Here is a 12,474-nt window from a genome sequence, read left to right as displayed (position 1 = left end):
TGTGATTGTTGCACCGCGAGCGCCAACATGCAATAATAAGGAAGTCTACGACTACTTCGTCGAGGTCAACGCACCTCTGATCGAAGGCTATGAAGGTGTCGAATCTCTCGGCGTTGACCTGGCCTATCGTCGTTCGAACTATGATGCTGTGTCTTCGGACGCCTACAAGATCGGTCTGGAGTACGCTCCGGTCGAAGACATCCGCTTCCGCGGTTCGTTCCAGCGCGCTGTCCGTGCTGCGAACATCTTCGAACTGTTCTCCACCCAGTCGATCGGTCTGTTTGACCTGACCCAGGGCTCCAATGGCATCTACGATCCGTGTGCCGGTGCAGCTCCGACAGCAACGCTCGCTCAGTGTGCCAACACTGGCGTGACACCGGACCAGTACCGGAACATTGCTGACAACCCGGCTGGCCAGTTCAACACGCTGACCGGTGGTAACCCGGACCTCGATCCAGAGCAGTCCGACACCTACACCATCGGTTTTGTGGCAACACCATCCATGATCCCGGGCCTGACCGTATCGCTCGACTACTTCGACATCGTTGTTGAAGACCTCGTTGGTACGGTTCCGCAGGAACTGGCACTCGACACCTGCCTTGAGACAGGCGACGAGTACTTCTGTTCGCTGGTCAACCGTGGTTCCGGTGGTACGCTCTGGGCTAACCAGACTGGCTACATCGTTGCGACCAATATCAACACCGGTTCGCTGTCGACATCCGGCTTCGACTTGCTCGCAAGCTACGATCTCGACCTCGACACCCGTGGTGGTCTGACGTTCGACTATGTTGGTACACTGCTTGAGTCGCTTGAAACCAAGCCGCTGCCGAATTCGCCAGCTGCTGATATCTTCGACTGTGTTGGCTACTATGGCGGCAGCTGTGCCTCCGGTGGTGGTACCGAAGTCGCAAACGGTTCCTCTCCGGAATACCGTCACAAGGCTTCTGTCACCTGGGCTGATGCTGATGGCAAGTTCAGCGTCACCGGTACGTGGCGTTACTTCTCTGAAGTTGAGATCGAAGGTGGTGACGATGGCACCATCAACGGCGTTCTCGACGCTCAGAACTACCTCGACCTGACCGGTTCCTGGGCTGCTACGGACTACATGTCCTTCCGCCTCGGCGTGAACAACCTGACGGACGAAGAGCCACCGCTCTCCTCTGTGGTTGGTACGGCACCGGGTAACGGTAACACCTACCCACAAGTGTACGACGCTCTGGGTCGTTACATCTTCATGGGTGCGACGTTCGACTTCTAAGTCTGACGGACATCAAGAAACAGGAACGGCGGCCTTTCGGGGCCGCCGTTTTTGTTTTGAACGGGTTTCGTATCAGCGCTTTGCGCTTCACATGAACCGGGCTCAGGGCATTTTGGGCGGGTTCCGTATCGCGCCCTTGACGGGCNCTCACNTGAACCAGGCTCAAGGCTGTTTGATTTCTGGGAGAGGCAGGAGCTGTCGATCAGCTTCCGGAATGCCAGCGGGCGTAGATTGCCGTCGGCAGCAGGCGTTCGCCGCCTTGCTGGGGCAGGGCCATCTCGCCGGTCTCCATGATGCCGCCAAGCGGGGAGAGGCGGTCGGCCAGGGCCTGTGACAAGGCGAGATAGGACAGGCGGACGGCATAGGCTGTGAGGATCACGAACAGGGGCCGGTCACTCAGCAGTGTCTTCACCGTGTCGAGTAGGGCGGGGAGGTTTTCCTCGAACCGCCAGGTCTCGTTCTTCGGGCCGCGGCCGAATTTTGGCGGGTCGAGAATGATCGCGTCATANTGATTGCCCCGNCGGATCTCGCGNGCGGTGAACTTCATCGCNTCATCGGCAATCCAGCGAATGGTGCGATCATTCAGGCCGCTCATCGCCTGATTGTCTTTGCCATAGCCGTTNGATTTCGGGCTGGCATCCAGATGCACCACCTCGGCCCCGGCGGCGGCGCAGGCNAGNGACATCATGCCGGTATAGCCGAACAGGTTCAGCGCCTTGATCGGGCGGCCNGCCGAGCGAATCTTTTCCTGCGCGAACCGCCAATGGACCGAATGCTCCTGGAACACGCCCATATGGCGAAAAGCGGTGCGGCGGGCTTCGAATGTCAGCCCGTTCCATTGCATCGGCCAGCTGTCACGGGCGTTNGGCGAAAGCACTTCCCAGTTTCCGGCGCCATCATCATCCTGAGACTTGGTGGANAAGCGGGCATCGGCGCGCCAGCTGCTGANCGGGCGGGCCGGTTCCCAGAAGGCCTGCGGATCCGGGCGGATCACGGTCTGGCTGCCGAACCGTTCCAGCTTCTGGAGGTGGCCGCTATCCAGCAGGGCGTAATCGTTCCAGTCATCGGCGATCAGGAGGCGGGTATCGGTCTTCATTTGAAATCTCTCTGGCGCCAGGCCTCATAGGTCATGATGGCCGTGGCCTGGGCNAGGTTGAGGCTGTCGGCGCCGCCGCGCATGGGGATCAGGCAGAGCTGGTCACAGGCGGCTTCGGCGTGCGCAGGCAGGCCGGATTGTTCATTGCCCATGATGATCACGGAGCCCCCGGTGAAATCNGTGCGGTCATGCCGGGCCGTGCCATTGACCGAAGCCGCGCTCATGTTGAGGCCGAGGCCTTTGCGCCAGGCGTTGAACTGGTCAAAGCTGGCGCTTGCAAAGGGCATGTCGAAGATGGACCCCATCGAGGCGCGCACNGCNTCGAAACTGTAGGGGTCGCAGCAGGTTTCGACCAGGATGACGCCGGAAATAGCTGCGCANTCNGCNGTCCGCAGGATCGTGCCCAGATTGCCGGGATCACGCACTTCATAGAGCGCAACNAACAGNCCGTCCTTGGTCTGGGGCAGGGCATCAAGGCCGAGATGGCGCTGNNGGAAGGCGGCGACCACGCTTTGCGCATTGTCCTTGTGNGTGATGCGCGACATCAGCTTGTCTGCTGCCAGAACNACACGCGCACCGGAGGTTTCGGCCTGCCGGATCAGGTCAGCCAGATGGGGCCGTTCCGCCATGCTGGCGGCCACCACAACGCAGTCCGCTTTCCAGCCATTGGCGAGCCCCTGACCGATCAGCCGCGCGCCTTCGGCCAGAAACAGGCCGGTCTCGGTGCGGCCTTTCTTTCTTTCCAGGCTTTTCAAGGTTTTGACGAGCGGGTTTGAAGCGCTGCTTATCGTCTCTGAAGGGCGGGTCATGGCAGGGTTCTGGCGTTTCTGACTATGCGGGGCAAGCCTTGCTAGGACCTGCTGAATAGGGCATCCCTGATTACTAGGGGATTATCAATGGAGGAGGTCGTGGGGCCTCTATGAGACTGCTCGACTACCTTATTGGATGCGTGGCGCTGATCGGCCTGATTTTCACAGGCTGGTGGGCCGTCTATCAGTCCGGCAACACGCCTGTAAACCTCGAAGCGCGGCTGGAGGCCAACGCCAATGCGGCATTGGCCGAGGCAGGCTTTGACTGGGCAAAGGTCGAGATGAATGGCCAGCGCGCCCGGTTGACCGGCAAGGCCCCGTCCGTNGACGCGGTTCGCGCGGCAGCAGAAACGGTCATCACATCCAGCGGATCGGGCGGCGTCATCATGGGCGGCGTCACCCTGGTGGAGAGCGAAGTCGGCGCAGCAGCNGCNGTGTCTCCCTATGTCTGGCGCGCNATCAAGACAGATTCCGGTGCATTCATCCTGATGGGGCATGTGCCCTCGCGNAGCGTACGGTCAGACCTGCTGGCGATGGCCGAGGCGCGTGCCGGTGAAGCAGAGGTCGATGACCGGATGGTTGTGGCGAATGGTGCGCCGGCAGCGAACTGGCAGGGTATGGCCAAGCTGGCGCTGGAAAGCCTGTCAGAGCTGAATTCGGGCGAGGCGAGACTGCAGGATACGCGTTTGCGCCTGCGCGGCGTGTCGATGGACTCGGCGATACGAGCGCGCCTGTCTGCAGATGTGTCCAATGTGACTGCGCCCTTTCGNGGCGAGCCATTCCTGCGCGGCCCGGCGCTGTGGAGTGCGACGCATGGCGAGGGAGAGCTGATCCTCTCCGGCTCAGTGGCAAGTGAGGCCGAGCGGGACGAGATCCTGTCGATTGCCCGGCAATACTACGCGCAGACCGTGCGCGACGAGATGCAGGTGGCGGGTGAGGCCCATCCCCGCTGGCTGGACGGTGTGCGCGTGGGCCTTCCGCATTTCGCGGGCGGCTTTCAGACCGGCGTCATGGCGTTTGAGCCTGAAGAGACGGGGCTGAGTTTCGAGGGGGAGGCCACCGGCTCCACGCTCGCCTATCTCCAGCAGGACCTGGCCACAGTGGATAGCCCTTATCCTGTCACAGTTTTCACNGATACGGTTCAGGTGGCCGTTGAGGAGATTCGCGAGATCGACTTCGAGGCGGACCCGGTTGCGGCCTGTCAGGCGGCGTTTGACTCGGTGATGGAGACCAACAAGGTGTATTTCGAAACGGGCGCAGCNAGNATNACNCGAGAGAGTGGCAACACGCTCGACAAGGTGATGGCCGTGTCGGGTCGCTGCGCGCCGGATCTGGTCATTGAAGTGGGCGGACACACTGATTCCACGGGCGATCGGCAGGCAAACCTGATGCTGAGTGAGGCACGGGCGCAAGCTGTAAGAGATTATATGGTTTCAGCCGGATTTTCCCCTTCGAGGGTGGCTGTAATTGGGTATGGTCCTGATGCACCTGTGCGGGATAATGACACTGAGGAAGGTCGGGCGAAGAATCGCCGGATTGGGTTCAAGGTTCAAGAACGGAGCGAGTGATGGCGTGGCTGTTGGCACATATGTGGGTTGCGCTGGCAGGCGTGGCCGTTTTCGGGCTGCTGCTGGGCTGGTCCATCCGCGGCATGTTGCTGGTGAACAAGATGCGCAAGGCGGTGGTCGAGCGCGATGTGACGCTGACCGAACTTGATCAGGCCCGCGAAGAGATCGAAAGCCTGTATGCGGCGCAGCGGGGCCAGCCGATTGGCAATTTCAATCCGCGCGAAGTGCAGGCTGAGCAGAACGTCAAACTGCAGCGCCTGACAGATGAACTGGCCCGCGCCAAGAGCGAACTGGAAACTCTGAAGGAAAAGGCTGACGAAGCCGAGCGCGCAGGCGTTGCCAAGGCTGGTGTGGCTGCGGCCGCATCTGCGGCAGGGACGCTGGCGGCTGTTGGCGGCGCGTCCGATCCGAACCCGGCNCTGGTNTGGCGCAACCGTCATCTGGAAAGCCGCGTGCGCCATCTGGAAGGCATGCTGGAAAAAGGTGCTCAGGGCGTTGCGGCGGTGGAGACGGCCGTACCGGCTGCCGCGCCNGTGGCGGCAAGCGACGTGTCTGACTCCGAACAGGCNAAAGCCGAGTGGCAACACAATTTCCTGAAGCAGCGCGTCGAGGCGCTGGAGGCGGAGCTGGCTCAGGTGAAGGCGCCGGTCGTCGAGGCACCTGCTGAAGCTGCACCGGCAGCACAGGACGAGGTCGATGAAGAGCTCGCCCGCCTGCGCTGGCGCAACCGGTATCTGGAAGGGCGTCTCGCTTATTTCGAGGGCGATCAGGACGCGCGCGATGAAGCCGTCGCGGCGGATGCGGAGACCGCCGAGGAGGCCGAGGATGAAGCAGANGAGGTCATCGCGCCTCTGGCTGATNTGGCAGACAGCGACACTGAACTCGAGACCGAGACGGCAGACGCCGAAGNGCCTGTCGAGGCCACCGAAACGGTTGAGCCTGAGCCTGAGCCTGAGGTTGAGGCTGAACCCGAGGTTGAGGCTCAGCCAGTGGATGAGGTCGAGCCCGAGCCTGTATTCGTAGAAGCCGAAGCGGAGCTGTCTGAGCCGGAAGAAGACCCGGAAGACATCGAGGAGGTCGAGGCCGAAGCCGATTTCGACGCGGCTACCTTCGAGGTTGCGGACGATCTGGAGGCGGACGGAGAAGACGCAGACGCTGAGCAGGCCGAGCCTGAAATCGAAGTTGAGGCAGATGCCGAGCCTGAGATTGAGGTCCCAGAGATTGAAGCTGATGCTGCGGCGGAGGCCGAGGATTCAGAGCAGGCCGAAGATGAGGCCGAGATCGTGGCTGATCCNTTCGGCTTCACGGCAGACGACGTGCTGNATGNNCCCGAGGAACTGGACGAGTCCGAGCCTCAGGCCCCGGAAGAAGTTGCCGCAGACCCNGACGCCGATGTGGANCTGCCCACCTTCGAGATCGAGGANCGCTTCCCGGAAGAGGTNCCCGTNCCGGTGATGGAAACGGAGGCTGCGGGCGACGCAGAAGACAGCGCTGACACAGNGGCAGAAGAGTCAGCGGTGGCAACGCCNGAGGAGGCCAGCCGGGCCATTCTCGCCGCGCTGGAACTGGACGATGATGATGGAGAGGACGCCGAGGTCGAAGCAGACGCGGCTGACGAGGACGACGCGGAGTTCGACGAGGCGGATGATGCCCCGAAGGGTGTGCGCCCGATCGCGCTGGACAAACCGGTTGAAAACTCGCCCGACGATCTGACAGAGATCGGCGGCATTGGGCCCAAGATCCAGGAATTGCTGAACGCGATGGGTGTCTGGCACTATGATCAGATCGCCGCNTGGACACCGGACAATGTGGTCTGGGTGGATCATGAGCTGAANTTCTCCGGCCGAATCGTGCGCGAAGGTTGGGTGCAACAGGCCGCTATCCTGGCTGGCGACACGGTGGACGAGGACGCGTAGGCAACGCGGTGTTCACGGCCAATTCAGGCAGAATCTTTCAATCTGGGAACCATTCGCGCAGGGGTGCGATTGCTTTTTGAGAGGGGACGGCTAACGTTTCCACTCAGGTGACAGGGAGATTTGAGATGGCTGAACTGGTCGAATTTGATAGCAAAGTGCTGGCCGGGGCGCCGAATGTCCGCCTGTCACGCCGCGCGCTGATTACCGGCATTGCCGCGGGCACTGTGTTCCCCTTCATTTCCAGCTGCACCACCAATCCGGCAACGGGGTCCAGCCAGTTGATCCTGTTTGGTGAGGATCAAGTGGCCAGCATGGCCGCAACCGCCTGGACCGANATGAAATCCCAGACACCGGTCGTGTCCAATACGCGCCTCAAGAACCAGGTTCTGAATGTGTGGGAACGCACCACCGCAGGCGCGGCCAAAGCGGGCCATATCGACCCGAACGCCAATTGGGACGTGGCCGTGTTTGATACCGATGACGTCAACGCGTTCGTCATGCCTGGCAATCGGGTTGGCATCTATCGCGGCATTACAGAGCTGACCGAGAATGACGACCAGCTGTCTTCCGTTCTGGGCCATGAGACGGGCCATGTTGTGGGCCGCCACGCCGCTGAGCGCCTGTCGGTTTCGACCGCNGCGCAGGTCGGCCTGATGGCGGGCCAGATTGCCGTGGCCCAGTCAGAAGAGCTGCGCAAGTACGGCACAACGATCGGCGCGCTGGGCGGCGCGGCGATGCAGTTCGGCGTGATCCTGCCCTATAGCCGCCGGCACGAGTTGGAGGCTGACAAGCTGGGCGTCGATTACATGCACAATGCCGGATATGACACGCGCCAGTCGGTGCGCCTCTGGGAGCTGATGGCCGCCCAATCGGAAGGCCAGCGCCCGGTGGAATTCATGTCCACNCACCCGGACCCGCTGCGCCGNGCCGAGGAGTTGAAGCGCTATATCAATGCCAAGGGCTANGCCCTGATGTAGGCAATTGCGATTTTTATTTGAGCCCGGTTGCCCTGCGCAGCCGGGCTTTTTCGTGGATTGGCGTCTGAAGCGCTGCGGGCGCGCCATTGCTATTTGGTGCGCGTGGCACCATGTGTGTTTCTCGACTTTTCGCCGGACGATCAGGCAACGAACACAAGGGCATCGCCCGGCTGTTCCTTTCAGAGACCTCCCAAACAAAATTCGTGTTCCGCGGACCCGCATGTTGCAGGACCGCAATCAATCAGGAGTGTTTCATGACAAATGGCACCGTAAAATTCTACAACGACCAAAAAGGCTTCGGCTTCATCCAGCCTGAAGACGGCACCAATGATGTGTTCGTGCACGCGACCGCGCTTGAGCGCGCCGGCATGCGCATCCTGTCCGAAGGCCAGAAAGTGTCCTTCACGACAGCTGTCGACAAACGCAGCGGCAAGACCGCTGTCGACACGATCGAAGCTGCTTAAGTCTTCACGACTTTGCAGACTTTGTCAGACAGGCCGTCTCCGAAAGGGGACGGCCTTTTTGGGTCTGGGGGGCAGGGAGCATGGCTGCCCGCATCCCCTTGACGTTTCAGGGCATATCCGCCATACGCCCCGCTTCCGTGGGAGGCCTCTAGCCGGGCCAGACCACGGGCCTCCAAAGTAACCGGGCGGATCGAAAGACCACCGCCCCATCTGAAACGTTCGAGAGGACAATATGGCTAAGAAACTGCTGGGGCACCTCAAGCTCCAGATTCCTGCCGGCCAAGCCAACCCGTCGCCGCCTGTCGGCCCGGCGCTCGGTCAGCGCGGAATCAACATCATGGAATTCTGTAAGGCGTTCAACGCCAAGACCCAGAACATGGAACAGGGCCTGCCCGTTCCGGTCGTGATCGATTACTATCAGGACAAATCCTTCACCTTCGTCGTGAAGTCTCCTCCGGCCACTGTGCTGCTGAAGAAGGCTGCCAAGCTGAAGCTCGGCAAGAAGCCTGCTTCCGGCGCCAACAAGCCGGGCTATGAGACGGTCGGCAAGGTCACCATGGCTCAGGTTCGCGAGATCGCGGAAATGAAAATGGAAGACCTGAACGCGAACGACCTCGACGCAGCCTCGAAAATCATTGCCGGTTCCGCCCGCGCAATGGGCATCGAAGTGACGGAGTAAGCGACATGGCGAAACCAGGTAAGCGTACCCGCGCAATTCTCGAATCCGTGGATGCCGACAAGGCCTACACGATCACCGAAGCCGTTGCTCTGGTGAAATCGAACGCAAAGGCGAAGTTTGACGAGACCGTCGAAATCGCTGTGAACCTCGGCGTTGACCCGAAATATGCTGACCAGATGGTCCGCGGCGTGGTCAATCTTCCGTCGGGCACCGGCAAGGACGTTCGCGTCGCCGTGTTCGCAAAGGACGCCAAGGCAGAAGAAGCCAAGGAAGCCGGAGCCGATTTCGTCGGCGCTGAGGACCTGATGGAGAAGATCCAGGGCGGCTTCATGGACTTTGACCGCGTCATCGCGTCTCCGGACATGATGGCGGTTGTCGGTCGTCTCGGTAAGGTGCTCGGCCCGCGCGGCCTGATGCCGAACCCGAAAGTTGGTACGGTCACGCCGAACGTGGCTCAGGCCGTCAAGGACGCGAAGTCCGGCTCGGTTGAGTTCCGCGTCGAGAAGGCCGGTATCATCCATGCTGGCATCGGCAAGTCCAGCTTCTCCGAAGGTGACATCGAGACCAACGTCAAAGCCTTCCTCGAAGCGCTGTCCAAGGCCCGCCCATCCGGCGCGAAAGGCCAGTTCATCCGCAAGATCTCCCTGTCCTCCACAATGGGCGCAGGCGTGATGATCGACACGGCGGAAGTCAACCAGACGGCTTAAGTCCGACATCGGATTAGAGAGAGAACAAAATGAAGCCCGGCGCAGAAATGCGCCGGGCTTTTTCGTGTTTGCTTCTTAATCCTTCGACCCCGGCCAGTTCATCCTTCGACTTCGCTCAGGATGAGTCCGTACATGATCAGCGCTCATGATGAGCGGGGCGGGTTGGCGGAGCGCAACCCACCAGTTTGCTTCCCGCCCAAACCAATTTGTCATCCCGGAAAATCCGAAGGNTTTATCCGGGATGACAGGGTGAGAGTGATTTCTCCTGTTTGCCGTATCCCCGGCGCATGCCGGGGTCTCCCGCCGCTACGCCGCAATGCCGACCGCAAGAGACTCCGGCGTGCGCCGGAGATGCGGTGCGGTTGAAACGGGAAGAGGCATTGTATTCATCAGCCCACGAAGGACAGGCGGATAAAGGCGCCGCGGCCTGCGCCGGGGAGTCGGGTGCCCACGGCGACGTCGCTCCAGGCGTTGCGGTTGTAGCCNGACAGGTGATCGCGCGTGACCTGATNGAGCAGGTTTTCCACGCCTGCCGACAGGCGCACACCCTCATTCACCTGCCAGTCGCCATACAGGCTGAGCGTGACATAGCCCGGCGTTTCCGCTTCNAGGTTCGTGACCGATACCTTGTCCTGTTCGGCAACGGCGCGGGTTTCCAGCGTGGTGGACCAGTTGGCGCCTTCCCAGGTCAGGCCGGCGGTCAGGCTGGGCGGGGCGATGCGATAGAGATCATCGTCAATGTCCCGGCGCTCCCCGCGCACATAAGAGAAGACCGCATCGGCGCGCAGCGGGCCGGGCAGGTCGATGCCTGCGTCGAGGTCAAAGCCGATCAGGCGCGCCTCGACATTGGTGAAGCGCAGGAGGGCCGCGGAGCTGCCATGCATGCTGGCCATCATCTCTTCCATGGAGTCGACCACGCCCGGCGTATCATCAAAGGGCGTACCCTGAATGAAATCGTCGATCTGGCGAATGTAGACGGTCGGGCGGATATAGGCCGTTTCGGTCACATAGTCGAAGCCGGTCTCCGCGATCAGGGCCACTTCCGGATCGAGGGACTGGTCGCCCAGATAGACATTGCCATCGGCAAGGCCCGCGCTGGAGCCGGACGGGAGCCACTGGAACCATTCAAGGTAAAATGGTGCGCGGGATTTCTGCGCCAGTGTCACGCGCCAGGTCAGATCATCCGTAATCGGACGCCAGAGCCGGGCGGCGACGTCCAGCGTGGTCGCGTCCGTGCTGCGGTCAGAGGCATTGTAACTGGCGGCCAGCATCTTCTGGCCCATTGAGGCGTCCGCCCCGAAGGTCGCCGTGCCGCCGGTGCCGTCATAGTCATCGACGCGCAGGCCAAGTTCGGCATTGAAGGCGCCGAGCGCGCCCGTCCATTCCGCAAAGGCGCCTGTGCGGTCGATCACGATGTCTGGCAGGGAGTAGACGAAATTGTCGAGATTGCCCGGATCGACCACATGGATGTTGTGGTCTTCCTCGGCTGTGTCTGCGCCGATTTGCAGGCTGCCGCCGAAGGCCGGGAAGGTGGCGGCGATGTCTGCTTTCCGCGTGATGGCATAGGCGAAGGCTTCGCGCTGCATCATGGCCGGGCGCAGGTCGAACGTATTCATTCCGTGTGCGGCGTCGGTGTAGCTGGCAGACGCTTCGACCAGCACGTCTCCGAAGGCTTTCTCATAGCTGGCCTTCAGCACGTCTGTATCAACGAAGCGGATGTCCATGCCGAAGGGCGGGTTGCCGGAAAAGCCGGTATTGTGGCGACGCCAGTCGAGGCTGAATTCCCCCAGATCGGTGCGCAGGCCGGTGGCAAGGCCATAGATGCTGCGCTGGAATTCGGAGCCGCCAATCGTGCCGTCCTTGTATTCGGTATCGCCGCCTTCTTCGTAGGCCCCAAGCAGGTTCGCCCGCCAGGTATCGGTGGCGGCACCGATGATGCCGCCGGTGGAGACGCTGTCATTCACGCTGCGCCCACCAATCGTCAGATCATAGCCGAGGCTGGCATCCGACGAATTGGAATAGTCGGTCTTCTTGAAAACGGCATCGACGCCGCCGCCAATGCCGGGGCCTTCGGAGACCGGGCTGATGCCGCGGTCGATGTGCACGGCGGAGACAAGCGGCGTTGGCGCATAATGCAGGGCCGGGTCCATCAGGTTCGGGCCGCCAGAGGCGAAGCTGTGGCCATCAATGCGCAGGTTCAGGCGNGGGCCGAACAGGCCGCGATACTGCATCTGGCCGGACATTTCGCCATTGCCGATGCGGGCCGCGCCGGGCGTGCGGGCGGTGAGGCGCGTGATGTCTACGCCGTCCAGTGGGGCGGCTTCAGGCGAAAGCGCCGAGTCCGTGGCGGTCGTGGTGCGGTGGCCGGTGACGATGATCACGTCCTGAAGCGCCGGGTCTGGCGTCTCGGCAGCGGCGAGCAGGGGGCAGGTGGCCAGGGCGAGCAGGCCCGTGCCNGCAGAAAGAATGCGTTTCATGTGNAAGTCCTCTTCGCCTGCCGGGGGGGGGCGGTCAGGCGGTGTCTGATTGAATTGTCGGAAAAGTCAGATCAGGCAGAGAGGGGTGGCCCGCGCGCAGGCAGGCGGGTGTCGATCGGGCGCTGNGACAGCGGCACGACATAGAGGCTGGCGCCAAGCCGGGGCAGGCCGAACGCGGCNGGCGNTGGCAGGGCNGGCGTCTGGGGCAGGTCGAACATGGCNGTCAGCGCGAAGGGGCAGGTGGCCGTATCGGGCAGGTCGCTGTCATGCGANGGNGCATCCGGATCGTAATCNTNTGGCAGCTTTTCCAGCGTGCCNGCCTCCGGATCGAGCCGCATGAGCGCGCCGACCCCGTCGCCACAGATGCGGATGATGACGCCGCCATCCTCAGCCGTGTCGACCATATAGCCTGCCGGAACCGTTCCGCGCACGCCCATACCGGCCACGAGGACCAGGAGCGCAAGCATACGGAGATGTCGGAACAGGGCAGGCATGGGGCGGGGCTATAGCGCGCTCTTNCGGA

The 12,474-nt window shown here is 61.9% G+C and carries 9 protein-coding genes; 6 read left to right on the top strand and 3 right to left on the bottom strand.

Features of this window, described 5'->3' with window-relative positions; genetic code table 11:
• A partial coding sequence (locus tag CBB91_RS06270; RefSeq protein ID WP_273012875.1) for a TonB-dependent receptor occupies nt 1–1,258 on the top strand: 1,258 nt, incomplete at its 5' end.
• A 202-nt stretch (nt 1,259–1,460) separates the two neighbouring features.
• Here CBB91_RS06270 and CBB91_RS06265 read toward each other — a convergent pair.
• Together CBB91_RS06265 and CBB91_RS06260 are read right to left on the bottom strand one after the other, a co-directional pair.
• Nucleotides 1,461–2,354, bottom strand: coding sequence for a class I SAM-dependent methyltransferase (locus CBB91_RS06265; protein ID WP_273012873.1), 894 nt, complete (start codon nt 2,352–2,354; stop codon nt 1,461–1,463).
• Nucleotides 2,351–3,163, bottom strand: a complete 813-nt coding sequence (locus tag CBB91_RS06260; protein WP_273012871.1) for an RNA methyltransferase — start codon at nt 3,161–3,163, stop codon at nt 2,351–2,353. The genes CBB91_RS06265 and CBB91_RS06260 overlap by 4 nt, the downstream gene beginning before the upstream one ends.
• Before the next feature lie 110 nt (nt 3,164–3,273).
• Here CBB91_RS06260 and CBB91_RS06255 point away from each other — a divergent pair, with 110 nt between their 5' ends.
• From CBB91_RS06255 to rplA, 5 genes are all read left to right on the top strand, one after another.
• Nucleotides 3,274–4,731, top strand: coding sequence for an OmpA family protein (locus CBB91_RS06255; protein ID WP_273012869.1), 1,458 nt, complete (start codon nt 3,274–3,276; stop codon nt 4,729–4,731).
• A 2,041-nt stretch (nt 4,732–6,772) separates the two neighbouring features.
• A complete protein-coding gene (locus tag CBB91_RS06250; protein WP_273012868.1) occupies nt 6,773–7,624 on the top strand; it encodes a M48 family metallopeptidase in 852 nt (283 codons plus the stop codon).
• Between the two features lie 254 nt (nt 7,625–7,878).
• Nucleotides 7,879–8,088 (top strand): cold-shock protein, encoded by a 210-nt coding sequence (locus tag CBB91_RS06245; protein WP_035551222.1) that lies wholly within the window; start codon nt 7,879–7,881, stop codon nt 8,086–8,088.
• Between the two features lie 232 nt (nt 8,089–8,320).
• Entirely contained in the window at nt 8,321–8,767 is a 447-nt protein-coding gene (rplK, locus tag CBB91_RS06240; RefSeq protein ID WP_027837369.1) for a 50S ribosomal protein L11, read from the top strand.
• 5 nt (nt 8,768–8,772) lie between these two features.
• Entirely contained in the window at nt 8,773–9,474 is a 702-nt protein-coding gene (gene rplA / locus CBB91_RS06235) for a 50S ribosomal protein L1 (protein ID WP_035551226.1), read from the top strand.
• Nucleotides 9,475–9,863: 389 nt separating this feature from the next.
• On the opposite strand, the gene CBB91_RS06230 is transcribed toward rplA, so the two are convergent.
• Nucleotides 9,864–11,951 (bottom strand): TonB-dependent receptor, encoded by a 2,088-nt coding sequence (locus CBB91_RS06230; RefSeq protein WP_273012865.1) that lies wholly within the window; start codon nt 11,949–11,951, stop codon nt 9,864–9,866.
• Nucleotides 11,952–12,474: the final 523 nt, after the last annotated feature.

Origin of the sequence: Hyphomonas sp. TMED31, assembly GCF_002172815.1 — a bacterium.
In the GTDB taxonomy this organism is placed as follows: Bacteria; Pseudomonadota; Alphaproteobacteria; order Caulobacterales; family Hyphomonadaceae; genus Hyphomonas; species Hyphomonas atlantica.
The sequence above is the reverse complement of the archived record's forward strand: the minus strand, read 5'-3'. Positions and strand labels throughout refer to the sequence as shown.

Bases quoted from the DNA above. Each gene is read 5' to 3' on its own strand.
- CBB91_RS06245 (WP_035551222.1), top strand. From the start codon at position 7,879: ATGACAAATGGCACCGTAAAATTCTACAACGACCAAAAAGGCTTCGGC.
- rplK (WP_027837369.1), top strand. From the start codon at position 8,321: ATGGCTAAGAAACTGCTGGGGCACCTCAAGCTCCAGATTCCTGCCGGC.
- rplA (WP_035551226.1), top strand. From the start codon at position 8,773: ATGGCGAAACCAGGTAAGCGTACCCGCGCAATTCTCGAATCCGTGGAT.